We start from the raw sequence: 17647 nt of genomic DNA on the forward strand, positions 1-17647 counted from the left end.
CCTTTAGGGGCTTGTTTTTATAAGGACTTAGTTTTAGGCTACGTTAATTTGATTGAATCTATTAAAAGCTCATTTTTTAGTAATAAGAAATTACCTTTTAATGAAGATTCATCAATTTATTGAGCTTTTAACTTTTAAAAAGGAGTTAATCCAATGAAGATTGCTTTTGTATATAGTGGACAAGGTGCTCAGTATCAAGGCATGGGGCAAGATCTTTATGAATCAAATCAAATCGTACGAGATGTATTTGATTCTGCTAGTGAAGCGCTTGATCTAGATATGGTAGCATTATGCTTTGAAGAGAATAATCAATTAAATGAAACAACTTTTACTCAACCAGCTATTTTGACAGTTAGTATGGCGATTGATGCTATATTGAAGGAGAACGGAATTGAGCCAGAAGTTGTAGCGGGCCTAAGCTTAGGAGAATATAGCGCTTTAGTGAAATCTGGTGCGTTAGACTTTCGTGAGGCTGTTCAATTAGTGAAGCAACGTGGTCAGTTCATGACAGAAGCGGTGCCTTCAGGTGTAGGTGCTATGAGTGCAATTATGGGGTTAGATCGTGAGATTGTTGAAGCAGTCTGTACGGAGGTTGAAGCAAGCGGTGTTGGTGTTGTTACACCAGCTAATTATAACATGCCTGGACAAATTGTTATTGCTGGAATTAAAGCTGCAGTAGAAGAAGCTGGGGAACGTTTAAGTCAAAAAGGTGCTAAAAGAGTGATTCCATTGCAAGTAAGTGGTCCGTTCCATACGGCTTTATTAGAACCTGCTTCAAAACAATTAGCACAAGCATTAGAAACCGTATCGGTTCATGAACCTAAACTTCCAGTTGTTAGCAATACTGAAGCGAAAGTAATCAAGAATCAAACCGAGATTACACCGTTATTAGTACGTCAGGTGATGTCACCCGTGCTTTGGGAAGATAGCGTTCGTACAATGATTGATGAGCTAGGAGTAACAACCTTTATTGAAGTCGGACCAGGTAAAGCTTTAAGTAGTTTTATTAAGAAGATTGATCGTTCTGTAACGATTTTAAATGTTGAAAATCAAAAATCCCTAGAAAAAACCTTAGAAAAATTAAAAGCTGAATAAATTACTTGAAATCAAATAAAAAACTAATTTTAAAGGAGTGAAGGAATGACCTTAACTGGGAAAAGTGTCATTGTAACAGGAAGTTCACGAGGAATTGGGAAAGCCATTGCTCTTGAATTTGCTAAAAATGGTGCCAATATTGTTTTAAATGGTCGTAAACCTATTTCAGCAGAACTAATCGCTGAGATTGAAGCATATAATGTAAAATGTCATGTAATTCTTGGTGATGTAAGTAGCTTTGAGATGGCAAAACAATTAATTGACGAAACAAAAGAAGTTTTTGGTAGTGTAGATGTTTTAGTCAATAATGCTGGAATTACCAATGATAAGCTATTAATGCGTATGTCAGAAGAAGATTTTGATGCAACGTTAACTGTTAACTTAAAAGGAACCTTCAATACGATTCGTCATGCAACTGGAGTAATGTTGAAACAACGTAGTGGAACGATTATTAATTTGTCCAGTGTTGTTGGACTAACTGGTAATGTTGGTCAAGCAAACTACGCAGCAAGTAAAGCAGGTGTACTAGGTTTAACTAAATCAGCTGCCCGCGAATTAGCAGCTCGTGGAATTACAGTGAATGCTATTGCACCAGGATTTATTGAAACAGATATGACCGATGAATTAAGTGATAAAAATAAAGAGCTAATGAAACAACAAATTCCACTAAGCCGTTTTGGTCAAGTTGAAGATGTTGCGAAAGCAGCTATCTTTTTAAGTCAAAATAAATATATTACTGGTCAAGTCATCAATGTTGATGGTGGCATGGTAATGAACGGATAATGAGAGGAGTTAATTGAAATGAATCGAGTAGTTATTACGGGAATGGGAGCAGTAACTCCTGTCGGAAATAGCGTTGATACGTATTGGGAAAGTTTAAAAGCTGGTAAAAATGGTATTACAGAAATTACTAGATTTGACGCTTCTGAAACAGGAATTACGATTGCCGCAGAATTAAAAGATTTTGATGCAACAAAATATATGCCTAAAAAAGAAACAAAACGGACAGATTTATTCTCTCAATATGGAATTGCAGCCGCAGTTCAAGCGATGGAAGATAGTCAATTAGATATAGAAAAAATTGATGTCGACCGTTTTGGTGTTATTGTTAGTTCCGGAATTGGTGGGATGAACACGATTCAAGAACAAGTAATTAAAATGCATGACAAAGGACCAAAACGTGTAGCACCATTTTTCGTACCGATGGTCATTGGTAACATGGCAGCGGGAAATATTGCGATCCGTGTAGGTGCAAAAGGTATCTGTACATCAATCGTAACAGCATGTGCTTCTGGAACAAATTCAATTGGTGAAGCTTTCCGTTCAATTAAACATGGTTATTCAGATGTGATTTTAGCTGGTGGAACAGAGGCAACAATTTGTGAAATTGGAATTGCTGGTTTTGGTGCATTAACAGCTTTAAGTAAATCAACAGATCCTAATCGTGGTTCGGTACCCTTTGATAAAGAACGTAATGGTTTTGTTATGGGTGAAGGCGCTGGAGTTCTAGTTTTAGAAGAGTTACAACACGCGATTGATCGTGGTGCAACAATTTATGGTGAAGTTGTTGGGTACGGTTCAACTTGTGATGCTGGACATATGACAGCCCCTTCAGTTGATGGTAGTGGTGCTGGAAAAGCGATGATGCAAGCTATGAAAGAAGCTGGTATTACTCCAGCGGATGTTGATTATATCAATGCTCATGGAACAAGTACCCCTGCTAATGATAGCGCAGAAACAACGGCTATTAAATATGCAATGGGTGAAGAAATTGCGAAACAAGTACCAATCTCAAGCACAAAAAGTATGGTTGGTCATTTGCTTGGAGCAGCGGGAGCTATTGAAGGTATCGCATGTGTGAAAGCTTTACAAGATGGTTTCTTACCTCCTACAATTGGTTATCAAGTAGCAGATGAAGCATGTGATTTAGATGTTATTCCAAATGTTGGCCGTGCTGCCAAAGAAGCTAAATATGCATTAAGTAACTCATTAGGCTTTGGTGGTCATAATGCTGTTGTCTGCTTTAAAAAGTGGGGGGACGCATAAATGAATATAGCTGAAGTCAAAGAAATGCTAGCTTTAGTAAATGCATCAGACTTGACGGAGTTTGATTTACAAATTGATAATGTTGTTTTGCATATGAGTAAAAATACAAATAGTGCAAATGTAAATCAACAAGTAGCGACTCCTTCATCAGAAGTCACTGTAGCCCAATCAGCTAATCAAACTGTTCGTTCACAACCAAGCACGATTACTGAAGCTGAAATTGCTGAAGAAGTAATTACTGAAAAAGAAGGTAGCCTTGTTCGAGCTCCAATTGTTGGGGTGGTTTATTTAGCTGCCTCACCTGATAAACCAGACTTTAAAAAAGTTGGGGATACAGTTGAAATCGGAGAAACTTTGTGTATTGTTGAAGCAATGAAACTAATGAATGAGATCACTAGTGATGTTGCTGGAACAATTGCTGAAATTTTAATTGAAAATGAACAAGTGGTTGAGTACAATCAGCCTTTATATCGAATTGTCTAAATAAACTAAAAAATGAATTGACCTTTAGGAGGAAATAATAATGAGCGTATTAACAGCAACGGAAGTAATGGAATTAATCCCAAATCGTTACCCAATCTTTTTTATCGACTATGTAGATGAGTTGATTCCTGGTGAGCACGTGGTTGCCACTAAAAATGTAACAATCAATGAAGAATTTTTCCAAGGACATTTCCCTGGAAATCCAACAATGCCTGGTGTATTGATTTTAGAAAGTCTAGCACAAGCTGGATCAATTCCATTGTTAAAATTAGATAAATTTAAAGGACAAACAGCTTATTTAGGTGGAATGAATAAAGTAAAATTCCGTAAAAAAGTTGTTCCTGGTGATGTTTTAAAATTACACGTTGATATTATTAAATTAAAAGATTATGCTGGAATTGGAAAAGCAGTTGCTTATGTAGATGGCAAAAAAGTTTGTGAAGCTGAATTAACCTTCATTATTGGAAGATAAGCCTATGTTTAGCAAAATATTAGTAGCAAATCGTGGTGAAATTGCAGTCAGAATTATCCGAGCTTGTAAAGAGCTTGGAATTCAGACTGTCGCGGTTTACTCAGAAGCAGATAAAGATGCCCTTCATATGCAGTTAGCAGACGAAGCCATTTGTATTGGTCCAGCTAAAGCGACAGACTCTTATTTAAATATGCAGAGTATTTTAAGTGCTGCCGTAGTAACTAAAGCACAAGCCATTCATCCTGGGTTTGGTTTTTTATCAGAAAATAGTGTTTTTGCAACAATGTGTGGGGAATGCAATATTACATTCATTGGTCCAGACGCAGAAACAATTGATATGATGGGAAATAAAGCCAATGCTAGAGCTTTAATGATTGAAGCAAAGGTACCCGTTATTCCTGGAAGTGATGGATTTGTTACAGATATTGATATGGCAAGAGAATTAGCCGATAAGTTAGGCTATCCCGTTATGTTAAAAGCTGCAGCAGGTGGTGGTGGAAAAGGAATTCGTAAGGTCATGGTACCGGATGAATTAGAATCAGCTTATCTAAGTGCTAGTAGTGAGGCGCAAGCTGCATTTGGCGATAACCGGATGTACATGGAACGAATTATCCTTCATGCTCGTCATATAGAAGTTCAAATTTTAGCCGATAATTTTGGCAATGTGATTCATTTAGGTGAACGTGATTGTTCACTGCAACGAAACAACCAAAAAGTAATTGAAGAATCTCCATCTGTTGCAATTAGCCAAGAGCAACGTAAAATGCTTGGTGAAACAGCAGTTCGTGCTGCAAAACATGTTGGCTATAAAAACGCAGGTACAATTGAATTTTTATTAGATGATACTGGCTTTTACTTTATGGAAATGAATACGCGTATTCAAGTAGAACATCCCGTTACTGAAATGGCAACAGGAATTGATATTGTGAAAGAGCAATTATTGATTGCTAGTGGCAAAGAAATGACATTAAAACAAGAAGATATTCATTTAACAGGTCATACGATTGAGTGCCGAATTAATGCAGAAAATCCTGCCTTTCATTTTGCACCTTCTCCAGGTACCATCAATTATCTACTTTTACCTAGTGGTGGTCTTGGTTTACGTGTTGACAGTGCAATGTTTGCTGGTTATGAAATTCCACCTTATTATGATGCAATGATTGCAAAGATTATTACAAAAGGCGAAAATCGTAGCGAAGCGATTGCTAAGATGAAACGTGCTTTAAGTGAATTAGTGATTGATGGTATTATTACAAATCAGTTTTTCCAAGAGGATTTATTAATGGATCAACGTTTTGTAGATGGTGCTTATGATACAAATTTCCTACAAGATACGTTTCTTCCTGAATGGAATGAACTAAACAACTAATCCATGCTGAGATGAGCTAAAGAGGTGATAAAATGAGATTGTTTAAAAAACGTGAATTTATTCCAATTGATCCAAAACGTCAGCAAGTTGAACAAAAAAGTCAAAATGATCCTAAAGTTCCAGATGGAATGTGGGAAAAATGTCCTAGTTGTAAAAAGGCTATTTATACCAAAGATTTAGGAGAAGAACGCATTTGTCCATCTTGTGGCTATTGTTTTAGAATTGGTGCGCTTGAAAGAATTCAGTTAACGGTTGATGAAGGTAGCTTTAAAGAATGGGATACCGGGATTTCTAATACGAATCCGATGGAATTTCCTGATTACGAAGAAAAAATTGCTACTTTGCAAGAAAAAACTGGGTTGGATGAAGCTGTAATCACAGGTGAAGCAACAATTAACGGTCAACCTCATGTAATTGCAGTAATGGATGCGAGTTTTATTATGGGAAGTATGGGAACCGTAGTTGGTGAGAAAATCACCAGAGTTTTTGAAAAAGCTACTATAAAAAAACTGCCTGTTATTATTTTTACAGCATCTGGGGGAGCTCGGATGCAAGAAGGAATTTTATCTTTAATGCAAATGGCTAAGATTAGTGGAGCAGTTGCTAAACACAGTGTAGCTGGCTTATTATATGTAGTAGTTTTAACGGATCCTACTACAGGAGGAGTTTCTGCTAGTTTTGCAATGCAAGGAGATATTATTTTGGCAGAGCCGCAAGCGTTAATTGGTTTTGCCGGTAGACGAGTAATTGAACAAACAATTAATGAAGAATTACCTGATGATTTTCAAAAGGCTGAGTCTTTGTTAGAAACAGGTTTTATTGATAAAATTGTACCACGAACAGACTTAAAACAAACCTTGAGTTTAATTTTAAGTTTACATTAAAGAAACTGAATTAAAGAAGGTGGAAAGTTTGAAAACTGCTAGTGAGATTGTTGCTTTGTCTAGAAAAACGACACGGTTAACGGCGTTAGAATATATGAACTTTCTTTTTAAAGACTTTATTGAGTTCCATGGTGATCGTTCTTACCGTGATGACAAAGCTGTTGTCGGTGGGATTGCTACTTTGAATGGCCAGCCAGTCACTCTGATTGGTATTCAAAAAGGACATACCTTGGAAGAAAATATGATGCGTAATTTTGGTTCTCCTCATCCAGAGGGGTATCGTAAGGCACTGCGTTTAATGAAGCAAGCGGAAAAGTTTAATCGTCCAGTAGTGACATTTATAAATACAGCAGGTGCTTATTGTGGTGTAGAGGCTGAAGAACGTGGTCAAGGTGAAGCGATTGCTAGAAACTTAGTTGAAATGAGTCAATTAAAAGTTCCTATTATTTCAATTATTATTGGTGAAGGTGGAAGTGGCGGAGCATTAGCTTTAGCTATGGGAAATCAAGTTTGGATGATGGAGCATACAATGTATGCTATTTTATCACCAGAAGGTTTTTCTTCTATTTTGTGGAAAGATGCAGCTCGCTCTAAAGAAGCTGCAGAAATGATGAAATTAACAGCACGTGATTTATTAGGTTTGGATGTCATTGATTTATTGATTCCAGAAACTAAAGAGGGTGTATTGTTGAGTCAAGAAACAATTGCCAAACAAATGCAGCAAGAGTTAAGTGATAGCTTAAAAAAACTTAATGAATTAACTGCTGAAGAATTAATTGAAGCTCGTTATCAGCGATTTAGAAAGTATTAATAGACGAAAATAAAGCCACATCCATTGGGGAAATCTAAATGGATGTGGCTTTATTTTTCAAGAAATTTCATGATATTCAGGAATTTTAACCGTTGAAGATTGATACAGATATTTATTATCATTGGTTTCAATTAAGATAGAAAAATGTTTTTCATTAAGTAAGAGATCTCCTATTTTATCGCGAGTATAAATTCTGCCATGAGGAATACCTTCTGGTAATTTAATTTGAATATTTTTTAATTCATAGAAACCATCGGCAATTGTTTCTACAAAAATTAAATCAGAAATTTCTTGAAGCTCTGTTTGTTCATCTTTTGATAAATCTTTGACATGACCTTGATTCAATTCGTTACGCCTCTTTCATTATGTATTTAAAATTAGTATAACATTAATTATTCATTTTTTAAATAGATACTGTTACTTTGTTATTTATTTAAATGAATAAGCAAATGAAATACTTTGTTTAGAAAATAAACTTGTTTTGGTAAAATAAATAGGTTTCCTTTCTTAGACGACTCTGATAGGATTAATAGAGAACATGAATTTATAGATTGGTTGTGAAAGAAATGGGAGAAAAAATTATTTTTCCTAAAAATTATGAACATTATCTAAAAAAAGCAATGAACGCTTTTCAATCAGGTCGAATGACTGAAGCCATTCCTTTTTTTAAAGAAGCCTATCAAATAAAACAAGAAGAAAAAGTCAACACTTTTTATGTAACAGCACTATATCAAACTGGATTCTATCAAGAAGCGAAAGAATTAGCTGAGGATAAGAGATCATTTTACGAGAATGAAGAGCAGCTTTATGCTTTTTATACGTCTATTTTAATACGTGCACATTATTTTCTACAGGCAGAAGCGATTATCAAAAAACAATTAAATCGTAAAGATAAGCAACTTGACCGGGTGACATGGCAAAGTTTAATGGGTTTTTCCAAAGAAGAGCAAAAAAATATGCAAATCAAAGAAGAAAAACGAATCCAAGATATTTTAAAACGAGCATCAATGATTGGAGATAAAACGTATCAGGAACAATCAGTTCTTTTAAATGAGCTAGAAACAGTGTCCATCAAAGACTACTTAATAATCGCAAAATTATTACTTGTTAATCCATATGTGAACGGATTAATCAAAGCAACTTTATTAGAATATCTGGTGAATGAAAAAATTGATGAAGACTTAGCCATTTCATGGTTTCAGCAAGAACGTAAGGTAAATCCTAGCCAATTGCTACCTATTAATAAAATTCCAACAGTCCGATTGGCTCTGCAATTGTTGGAAGAACAGTTAGGTGTTGATAATCCAACTTTATATGAGGTTGTTTGTCAAGAAGCTCAAGTTCATTTTATTTTATTATATCCATTTATTGAAGAAGTTATTGTAGAACCAAGAACCTGGGTTTCATTGTACCGAAAACATTACGACCTCAATTATCAAGATGAAGTGGAAAATTTAGATGAATTTACAAAAGAAGAAGAGTGGATGGATTGCTTAAATCAACAAATTCATGATTTTACGGTAGAAATCTGAGTTAATTCTAATTTTTTTCGTACTATTACTGTGTTAGTATTTACAAAGTTTTCACGATAGTGTACTATTAATGAGTGTGCAATTTCTATAATGAAATTGTGAAAAATGAGTGTTTCGGAGGGAATATTAATGACTGCTAATTGGGAAAAAAAAGGCACAAATGATGGTGTCTTAAAATTTGAAATTAAAGAAGAAAAAATTAAAGAAGGTTTAGAGAAAGCTTTTGACAAAGTGAAGAAAAACCTTAATGTACCAGGTTTCCGTAAAGGTAAAGTATCTCGTCAAGTCTTTAACAAAATGTATGGAGAAGAATCTTTATTTGAAGATGCTTTAAACATTCTTTTACCAGAAGCTTATTCAATCGCTTTGGAAGAAGCTGGAATTGATCCAGTTGATCAACCAAAAATCGACGTTGAAAGCATGGAAAAAGGTCAACCTTGGATTATTACTGCTGAAGTAACTGTTAAGCCTGAAGTTAAATTAGGCGAATACAAAAACTTAACAGTTGAAAAACAAGACCGTGAAGTAACTGATGCGGATGTTGATGCTAAGATTAAAGAAAAACAAGAAGCACAAGCTGAATTAGTTTTAAAAGAAGACGCTGCTGTTGAAGGCGATACAGTTGTTATCGACTTTGAAGGATTTAAAGATGGAGTTGCTTTTGATGGTGGAAAAGGTGAAAATACATCCCTTGAAATTGGTTCAAATTCATTCATTCCAGGATTTGAAGAGCAATTAATCGGTGCTAAAGCTGGCGATGCTGTTGAAGTAACAGTAACTTTCCCAGAAGAATACCATGCTGAAGACTTAAAAGGTGCAGAAGCCGTCTTTAAAGTAACTGTTCATGAAGTGAAAGCAAAAGAATTACCTGAATTAGATGATGAATTTGCTAAAGATGTTGACGAAACAGTTGAAACTTTAGCTGAATTAAAAGAAAAAACCAAAGCTGATTTAGTTGCAGCTAAAAATACAGCTGCTGATGAAGCAATTCAAGAGTCAGCAATACGTCAAGCTGTTGACAATGCTGAAATCGTTGAATTACCACACGTAATGGTACATGACGAAGTTCACCGTCAAATGGATCAATTCCTAAATGACATGCAACGTCAAGGTGTATCTCCAGAAATGTACTATCAATTAACAAACACAACTGAAGAAGACCTACACAAACAAATGGAAGAAGATGCAGATATTCGCACACGTACAAACTTAGTACTTGAAGCAATTGTTGCTGCTGAAAACTTTGAACCATCTGAAGAGGAAATTGAAAAAGAGATCAAAGAATTAGCTGAGCAATACAACATGGAAGAAACAGCTGTTCGTGCTGCTTTAAGTGTTGATATGCTAAAACATGATATCTCAATGAAAAAAGCGATTGATTCAATTACTGAAACAGCCGTTGAAAAATAATAATTAGTTGAAAGCATCTAATCACCACCTTTTCGTAGTGATTAGATGCTTTTTTTAGATTACTGACTAAGAACTATTTTATAAAAATCAGACTCTTTTTCTAAGAACAAATGAAGGATTTATATGTACAAGGAAAGAGGAGGCAGTTTATTGGTAAAGACGAGTATTGGAAATGAAAAATTAACCAAAAAAGCAAAAAATGACTTTATTTTGAAACATAAACTTAAAGCAATGGTTCATATTGACGAAGTGATGAATGTGTTAGCTATCCCTAATCATCTAACAGCTGAAGAAATTGATACAGTTATTCAACAAATAGAAGACGCTGGTGTTAGTGTAGTTGGAGATGATGGCGGTCCAACAGAAAGACAAATGCTAGTTTCAGTTAAAGAAAAATTAGATTTAAAAAAAGTCGATATGTCAGTTCCCCTTGGAATTTCGACAGATGACCCAGTTCGGATGTATTTAAAAGAGATTGGTCAAGTAGACTTATTAACTGCTGCGGAAGAAGTTACCTTGGCAGAAGGTGTTTTATTGGGAGATCAAGAAGCACGTAATCATTTAGCTGAAGCGAATTTGCGATTAGTAGTAAGTATTGCGAAACGCTATATGGGACGTGGTATGCAGTTCTTAGACTTGATTCAAGAAGGAAACTTAGGCTTAATGAAAGCTGTTGAAAAGTTCGATCATACAAAAGGCTTTAAATTTTCAACCTATGCAACTTGGTGGATTAGACAATCAATTACCCGCTCAATTGCTGATCAAGCACGAACTATTCGTATTCCAGTTCATATGATTGAAACGATTAACAAGTTGGTGCGTATTCAACGTTTACTTATTCAAGATTTAGGTAGAGAAGCAACGGTTGAAGAATTAGGAGCTGAGATGGATCTTTCTACTGAGCGTATTCGAGAAATTTTAAAGATTTCACAAGAACCAGTTTCATTAGAAACACCTATTGGGGAAGAAGATGATTCCCATCTAGGAGATTTTATTGAGGATCCAGGGGCTAAAGATCCAGAAGAGCAAGCTTCCTATCAGTTATTAAAAATTCAAATCGAAGATGCTCTAGATACTTTAACAGATCGTGAAGAGAATGTCCTACGATTACGATTTGGGTTAGATGATGGAAGAATTCGGACTTTAGAAGAAGTTGGTAAAGTGTTTGGTGTAACAAGGGAACGGATTCGTCAAATTGAAGCCAAAGCATTACGCAAACTACGTCATCCAAGTCGCTCTAAACAATTAAAAGACTATTTATAAATTGATTTAGTTATAAAATGCAGAACAACAATTAAGCTAAATGTAGCTTTTAGTCTAAATCAGACTTTAAGCAACTTTTAGTTTATTTTTAACTTGATTATGGTATTTGTCAAGGAATGTACATAGTAGAAACTAGAAAATAGTTGGAAATGTTTCTATTTTGTAAAACTTTATGCTAATATAAAATGAATTTAGATAATTCCATTGTATTTTTATAGGAAAATCTGATACTATTAAACTTGTATGAATGAGAATAGAGGTGGATGAAGCAATGTTTAATGATGAAGAAGTAAAAGGACCAGTAAATTGTTCTTTTTGTGGCAAGTCACAAGAACAAGTTAAAAAAATTGTAGCTGGACCAGGTGTATATATTTGTAATGAATGTATTGAGTTGTGTAAAGAAATTATTGATGAAGAATTTAACGAAGCTGGGTATGGTGAATTCCTAGAGGTTCCAAAACCTCAAGAAATTAGAAGTATCTTAAATGACTATGTTATAGGTCAAGAGCAGGCGAAAAAAGCTTTATCTGTTGCTGTATATAATCATTATAAGCGTGTCAACCAGTTAAGTATTCAAGATGATGAAGTAGAATTACAAAAAAGTAACATTTGTTTAATTGGACCAACAGGTTCTGGGAAAACATTCCTAGCACAAAGTTTGGCAAGAATTTTAAATGTTCCATTTGCAATTGCTGATGCAACAAGTCTGACGGAAGCAGGTTATGTTGGAGAAGATGTTGAAAATATTCTATTAAAATTAATGCAAGCTGCTGATTATGATGTAGAGCGTGCTGAAAAAGGAATCATTTATATTGATGAAATTGATAAAATTGCTCGTAAGAGTGAAAATGTATCAATTACACGTGATGTAAGTGGTGAAGGAGTTCAACAAGCCTTACTAAAAATTCTTGAAGGAACTGTAGCTAATGTTCCTCCACAAGGCGGCAGAAAGCATCCTCATCAAGAATTTGTCCAATTAGACACAAGCAATATCTTATTTATTGTTGGTGGTGCATTTGATGGAATTGAAGAAATTGTTAAAAATCGAATGGGTGAAAAAGTAATTGGTTTTGGATCTTCTACGAAAAAAGTAGATGAAACGGCAAGTGTTATGCAACAAATCATCCCAGAAGATTTATTGAAGTTTGGCTTAATTCCTGAGTTTATTGGTCGTTTGCCAGTAATGGCAGCTTTAGAAAAATTAACTGAATCTGATTTGGTTCATATTTTAACTGAACCTAAAAATTCATTAGTGAAGCAATATAAAAAATTATTTGCTTTAGATGAGGTTGAATTAGAGTTTGAAGATAAGGCTTTACAAGAGATAGCCAAGAAAGCTATTGAACGTAATACTGGAGCTCGCGGACTACGTTCGATTATTGAGAGCATCATGTTAGAAATTATGTTCGATTTACCAAGTCGTCCGGAAATTACGAAATGTGTAATTTCTGAAGATACAGTTAGTGGCTCAGGCAAGCCTGAATTATTTGATAACGAAGGTACAGCTGTTGTATAGAATTGAACAGTTGCAAGCTATCTATGTACTTGAAAAAGTATCGGATCAAATAAAGCGTCAGAAATATAGTATTTCATTTCAATTTATTAAAATAAAAAAGAAGTGAAAAGATAGTTATCGTATTGTGCGATAACTATCTTTTTTTTATTTAAACATTATTTTTATTGGGAATTTGAATTTTATAGTTGCGAAAAGAACAAATGTTCGGTACAATATACTAGAATCGCGGTGCTACAACATACCCTCAATAATGTTAAGTGGTGATAAAATGGGAGAAGCTAAACTAGAGAATAAAAATCGTAAATTAGTAGAAGAAAAATTAAAAAAAATACCAAAACTGATTGCAATGGCAAGTTTGTATGAACGAGTTAAGGGAGATGATTTATTAAACGAGCGCTTAAGAAGTGCAATGATGGAATTAGAAAATTTCAAAGCTATTATAGCCTCTTTACCTGATGAGGCACAAAGAGAGATCATTACTAAACGTTATTTGATTCAAAATAACTATGAAACAGATATTCAAGTGTATATGGATTTAAATATGAGTGAATCCTACTACTATCGTCTAAAAAAAGAAACATTTGAATTGCTAGCATTTTTATGGGGATTTCAATAAAAAGAACTGATTCTTTAGAATCAGTTCTTTTTTTTCGTTGTAAATGCTGATAGTAAAGTGTTTTATAGATAATTGAAGGATATCTGACAGAATAAAAACAGAAAAGTTAACGAACAAAGAAGGAACGTATGTTCGATAAAGAGGTATACTAAAGATGTTGAAAGGCGAGAATAACTTGCTTGCCAACATCGATCTGCAGTCGAAATAAAAAATTGAAAGAAGGAATACAAAATGACAGTACAACCAATTGAAGGAAAAAAAGTAATTTATTTAGTTCAAGCAACAAATGCAGCAAAAGGAACCAAAGCTTTATTACCAGGTTTTCAAACAGAAGGAACTTGGACAAGAGAGCATGAAGCGTTAGATGAACAAACAAAATCTGGTCGTATTTTAGGCTATGGTGCTAAAACAGAAACATTTGAATTAACGCTTTATTCTGCACCTGGTGATGAAGGTCAAGCGGCCATTACAAATGCATATGACAATGAGGGTCAAGTTAAAGTTTGGCGTGTAGAATTAACCCCAGATGCTGAAGGTGCTTATCCAGCAAGATTTGGTTATTCAATTATTTCAAGTGTAGCAATTAGTGATGCAGATAGTTTTGCTGAATTAACTGTCACATTGCCAGTCATTGGGAAAACACAAGCTGGAACATTAACCGATATTCCTGAAGAAATCTTAAATTTAGCATTATATGGCTTTGAAACACCAGGTGAAAAAACTGGGGAAGCTGGCGCAGATTCTGAAACAACGCCGGAAAACAAATAATGAATTGATTGACAGTAGAAGAAGGAATGGTCGGTAGGCTTTCTTTCTTCTGTTAAAAATAAAAGAAAGTTAGCGAGGAGAAAAAATGTTTACATTTGATATTAAAGAAAAAGCTTATGAAGTAAAGGGGAATTTGCGTTTTGCTAAAGATGTTGAAAATCAACTTTCAACAAAACAAGATGGAATTAATCAACTAAACGGGCTGCCATTATTGTATATGGGCTTACAAAGTAATTCAATTAATGCACTATTGAATTTCTTATATTATGGAATTCGCTCCTCTGAGCGTCCAAGTATGGAAGTGATTGAAGAAGCCTTAGACGCACGTTTGGAAGCGAATGAAGATGCACTTGATGATCTATTTCTAAAGGCAATTGGAGTGATGGAATTAAGTGGTTTTTTCGCAAAAACGCGCAATCAGTTGATGACGACTTTAAAGAAAGACAACAAGGAACTAGCGAAAGAAATGGAAAGCAAACGCAAGAAAGCACTTTCTCTACTCTCAAAATCATAGAAACCTGTTTTCAGTATGGGATTAGTGACATTGATTGTATGTTTGAATTGACAGTTGTTGAATATGAAGCCGCGATGAGAGGGATACAACTGAAAATAATTGATCAATACGAAATGATGGCAAAGACTGCAATGGCAAATCGTTATGCTCATCATGCCAAAAGTGCGAAAGAGCATAAGATATTTGATAAAAACAAGGCCTTAAAAAGTATTCAAGGTAGCGGTCAACAAAGAAAACCTAACAGGAAAATGTTACAACAGGCAAATCAAGCTTTAAAAAATTATCAAGTGAAGTTTAATGTAGAGAATAAAGTAGAGAAAGGAGGAAGAGTATGAATGAGGAATTAATGGCTATGTCAGGAAGCATGAATGATGTCATTGGAAAAATAACGATTATAAAAGATGATTTTTCAGCAGTTCGAGGAGTCATTGGTGAATTAATGCAACCTTTTAGTGATGTACAGTCAGCTATTTCAGATATTCAAGGTAGCTCTAAAGCAATTGGTGATATTTTTAGTGGAAATGTTGGAATTTTAGATGGTGTTTCTCAAGCGTTAGATGGTGTTGTAAGTGGCGCTGAAAATGTCTCTAGTGCGTTAGAAGGTGCAGCTACAATGAAAGATACATTTAGCGGTTTGTCTGAAATGCTAGGTGTTACAAAATCTGATTTCGTCGATTTGGGAAACTCTTTAAAAAATATTCCGATGCCGAACTTTTCGGCAATTATGCCAATGTTAGCAGGTTTTGGAACAAGTTTGATGGCAGCTGCTGCAAGTGCATGGGCTTTTATTGCTCCATTTTTAGCAATTGCAATTCCAATTATTGCTGTAGTTGCAGCGATTGCCTTGTTAATGAATCATCTTGGGATTTTTTCTGATATTTCAAAAGTATTTAGTGGCGATATGAGTTTAGGTGAGTTTTTTGTTACTTTAAAAGATAAATTATTTGGATTTGTTTCAGGAATTGTTGAAGCAATCCCGCAAATTATTGAAAATGGAAAAAATTTAATCATTGGTTTTATTAATGGAATGGTTGAAAAAGTGCCACAGGTAGTCGCTACCGGTTTAACCATGTTATCTGATTTTATTGGAACAATTATTGCTGCCGTACCAGGTTTATTACAAGCGGGTGCTACATTATTAATTAACTTTATTAGTGGCTTAGTGACGATTATTCCAACGGTTGTTGCTATGGCACTGACGTTGATGGTTAGCTTTATTGCAATGATTGTCAGTGCGATTCCGAAGTTAATTGCTGCAGGTGTTGAAATTTTACTAGCTTTAATTAATGGGATTGCCTCAATTTATAGTCAATTATTTGCTATCGGAGCAGAGTTTATCCTTAAGATTGTTTCAGGGATAGGTTCAATTATAGGACAAATACGAGATAAGGGTGGAGAAATAATTAATTCACTTAAAACATCGATTAGCGATAAAATTTCTGAGATGTTAAGTGTTGGTAAGAATATTATTCAAGGCTTGATTGATGGAATGGCTAAGATGAAAGATGCTGTTGTCCAAAAAATTAAGGACATTGGAAATAGCATTGTAGGAGGAATTAAAAGTTTATTTGGAATCAAATCACCTTCTCGTGTCATGAAAAAAATTGGTGGCTATATGTCCATTGGTTTAGCAAATGGGATTGAAAGTGAAACAAGTAAAGTGAAACGAGCAACCGATCAATTAATGGAGGCTGCTATGATTGATCCAACTGATTTGAAAATGAGTTTAGCTGATTTAAGAAGTCTTTCTGCCCCACTTTCATTATCCAACATGGTAGACACAGCATCATTTGCTTCAAATGGTAAAAGTCAAACAGCTACAACTAATAATCAAACGATTCAATTTAATCAGCCGATTTCACGACCTTCCGAAGTGCTGCGCAAGATGCGTCAAGCAAATCAAGAGATGGGGTGGAGTATGTAATGGAATGCGAAATTTTTAATAAACGTATCAATAAAAAGTTAGTAATTAAAGATTATGTTAAAGAACTTTATGCAACAGATGGTGTGCCAAAAGGGAATTACTTCTTTTTAAAATTAGATGGTTTAGGTGAAGCGCAGGCAGATCGTCATACTATGGAATCAAATTTAGATGGCGCCATTTATATTCGTTCAACTTTGGCAGAGCGAGAAGTCACAATTGAGTTAATGATGATACCCGATGAGACAAAATCAATGGAGAGTTTACGACGTGAACTGAGCCAAATGTTGAATCCAAAAGCAGGGATTTTAGAATTAACCTATTTGGAAGATCAAATGAGTTATCGTATTGATGCGGTAAGTGATCATGTACCAACATTTATGACAGAAGATTATCTATCTGAAAAAGGTCAACGAGTAACAGTAACATTGATTGCGCCCGATCCGTTTTGGTATGGATTGGAAGACGAGGTTCATTATTTATCCAATTGGGTTGGAAATTTAGAATGGGATTTAGAATTTCCCATGAGTGGCAATCAAGAATCTGGAATTGAATTAGAAGTTTTTAATGGTGATGGATTAGTTACTTTGACTAATAATGGAGATGAACAAACAGGTGCGATTTTCACGCTCGTAGCTAGCTCAGAAGTTAAGAATCCCAATATTATTCGTATTATGAGCGATGGAACAGCCAATCAGTTCATCAAACTTAATACAACTATGGTTGCTGGAGACCAGATTCGGATAATTACAATGACTGGTTCTAAGCGAGTTGAAAAGTGGCAGGATAAGACGCAAACCTGGATTAATGCCTTTCATTTAATTGATTTAACTAGTGATTTTATTCAATTGGATATTGGAGAAAATTATCTACGCTATGAAACAGAATCCAATCCAAATCAATTAGCGATTAAAGTTGAATATAAACTTCGCTATGTGGGGGTTTAA

Annotated in this window: 19 protein-coding genes; 18 read left to right on the forward strand and 1 reads right to left on the reverse strand. The window is 34.8% G+C overall.

Translation table 11 applies throughout. The features are described from left to right. Positions 1 to 153 precede the first annotated feature (153 nt). From fabD to BR43_RS17945, 8 genes are read left to right on the forward strand one after another with little or no spacing between them, the layout of a single operon-like run. The gene (fabD, locus tag BR43_RS17910; protein WP_034564479.1) at positions 154 to 1095 is read left to right on the forward strand and encodes an ACP S-malonyltransferase; all 942 of its coding nucleotides are present in this window, start codon (positions 154 to 156) and stop codon (positions 1093 to 1095) included. Between the two features lie 45 nt (positions 1096 to 1140). After that, positions 1141 to 1878, forward strand: coding sequence for a 3-oxoacyl-[acyl-carrier-protein] reductase (fabG, locus tag BR43_RS17915; RefSeq protein ID WP_034564480.1), 738 nt, complete (start codon positions 1141 to 1143; stop codon positions 1876 to 1878). Between the two features lie 18 nt (positions 1879 to 1896). Further along, positions 1897 to 3141: a beta-ketoacyl-ACP synthase II gene (fabF, locus tag BR43_RS17920; protein WP_034564482.1), complete on the forward strand. Its 1245-nt coding sequence runs from the start codon at positions 1897 to 1899 to the stop codon at positions 3139 to 3141. Continuing rightward, positions 3142 to 3624 carry an acetyl-CoA carboxylase biotin carboxyl carrier protein gene (accB, locus tag BR43_RS17925; protein ID WP_034564484.1) on the forward strand — a complete coding sequence of 161 codons (483 nt, stop codon included), beginning with the start codon at positions 3142 to 3144 and terminating at the stop codon, positions 3622 to 3624. Positions 3625 to 3661: 37 nt separating this feature from the next. After that, positions 3662 to 4096: a 3-hydroxyacyl-ACP dehydratase FabZ gene (fabZ, locus tag BR43_RS17930; RefSeq protein WP_211252974.1), complete on the forward strand. Its 435-nt coding sequence runs from the start codon at positions 3662 to 3664 to the stop codon at positions 4094 to 4096. A 4-nt stretch (positions 4097 to 4100) separates the two neighbouring features. Next, a complete protein-coding gene (locus tag BR43_RS17935; RefSeq protein WP_034564488.1) occupies positions 4101 to 5465 on the forward strand; it encodes an acetyl-CoA carboxylase biotin carboxylase subunit in 1365 nt (454 codons plus the stop codon). Between the two features lie 32 nt (positions 5466 to 5497). Continuing rightward, positions 5498 to 6349, forward strand: coding sequence for an acetyl-CoA carboxylase, carboxyltransferase subunit beta (accD, locus tag BR43_RS17940; protein WP_034564490.1), 852 nt, complete (start codon positions 5498 to 5500; stop codon positions 6347 to 6349). A 28-nt stretch (positions 6350 to 6377) separates the two neighbouring features. After that, positions 6378 to 7160 (forward strand): acetyl-CoA carboxylase carboxyl transferase subunit alpha, encoded by a 783-nt coding sequence (locus tag BR43_RS17945; protein WP_034564492.1) that lies wholly within the window; start codon positions 6378 to 6380, stop codon positions 7158 to 7160. A 57-nt stretch (positions 7161 to 7217) separates the two neighbouring features. Here the strand turns inward: BR43_RS17945 and BR43_RS17950 are convergent, their stop codons facing one another. Then, the gene (locus BR43_RS17950) at positions 7218 to 7505 is read right to left on the reverse strand and encodes a hypothetical protein (RefSeq protein WP_034564494.1); all 288 of its coding nucleotides are present in this window, start codon (positions 7503 to 7505) and stop codon (positions 7218 to 7220) included. A gap of 221 nt (positions 7506 to 7726) precedes the next feature. On the opposite strand from BR43_RS17950, the gene BR43_RS17955 reads away from it, so the two are divergent. The 10 genes from BR43_RS17955 (at position 7727) to BR43_RS18000 (ending at position 17647) form a co-directional block, all read left to right on the forward strand. Continuing rightward, on the forward strand, positions 7727 to 8692 hold the full coding sequence (locus BR43_RS17955; protein WP_034565390.1) for a tetratricopeptide repeat protein: 966 nt from the start codon (positions 7727 to 7729) through the stop codon (positions 8690 to 8692). Positions 8693 to 8821: 129 nt separating this feature from the next. Next, positions 8822 to 10102: a trigger factor gene (gene tig / locus BR43_RS17960; RefSeq protein ID WP_034564496.1), complete on the forward strand. Its 1281-nt coding sequence runs from the start codon at positions 8822 to 8824 to the stop codon at positions 10100 to 10102. Positions 10103 to 10225: 123 nt separating this feature from the next. Then, a complete protein-coding gene (gene rpoD / locus BR43_RS17965; RefSeq protein WP_051934030.1) occupies positions 10226 to 11365 on the forward strand; it encodes an RNA polymerase sigma factor RpoD in 1140 nt (379 codons plus the stop codon). A gap of 271 nt (positions 11366 to 11636) precedes the next feature. Further along, positions 11637 to 12881: an ATP-dependent Clp protease ATP-binding subunit ClpX gene (gene clpX / locus BR43_RS17970; RefSeq protein ID WP_034564498.1), complete on the forward strand. Its 1245-nt coding sequence runs from the start codon at positions 11637 to 11639 to the stop codon at positions 12879 to 12881. 268 nt (positions 12882 to 13149) lie between these two features. After that, positions 13150 to 13497 (forward strand): ArpU family phage packaging/lysis transcriptional regulator, encoded by a 348-nt coding sequence (locus BR43_RS17975; RefSeq protein ID WP_034564501.1) that lies wholly within the window; start codon positions 13150 to 13152, stop codon positions 13495 to 13497. A 231-nt stretch (positions 13498 to 13728) separates the two neighbouring features. Then, positions 13729 to 14265: a phage major tail protein, TP901-1 family gene (locus BR43_RS17980; RefSeq protein ID WP_034564503.1), complete on the forward strand. Its 537-nt coding sequence runs from the start codon at positions 13729 to 13731 to the stop codon at positions 14263 to 14265. A gap of 85 nt (positions 14266 to 14350) precedes the next feature. Continuing rightward, positions 14351 to 14779 (forward strand): tail assembly chaperone, encoded by a 429-nt coding sequence (locus BR43_RS17985; protein WP_034564505.1) that lies wholly within the window; start codon positions 14351 to 14353, stop codon positions 14777 to 14779. A gap of 38 nt (positions 14780 to 14817) precedes the next feature. Next, positions 14818 to 15114: a hypothetical protein gene (locus BR43_RS17990; protein ID WP_245617885.1), complete on the forward strand. Its 297-nt coding sequence runs from the start codon at positions 14818 to 14820 to the stop codon at positions 15112 to 15114. Further along, positions 15111 to 16703, forward strand: a complete 1593-nt coding sequence (locus tag BR43_RS17995; protein WP_034564507.1) for a phage tail protein — start codon at positions 15111 to 15113, stop codon at positions 16701 to 16703. Before BR43_RS17990 ends, BR43_RS17995 begins: the two co-directional genes overlap by 4 nt. Next, positions 16703 to 17647, forward strand: coding sequence for a phage tail family protein (locus BR43_RS18000; RefSeq protein WP_034564509.1), 945 nt, complete (start codon positions 16703 to 16705; stop codon positions 17645 to 17647). The genes BR43_RS17995 and BR43_RS18000 overlap by 1 nt, the downstream gene beginning before the upstream one ends.

Origin of the sequence: Carnobacterium gallinarum DSM 4847 (assembly GCF_000744375.1) — a bacterium.
Lineage (GTDB): Bacteria > Bacillota > Bacilli > Lactobacillales > Carnobacteriaceae > Carnobacterium > Carnobacterium gallinarum.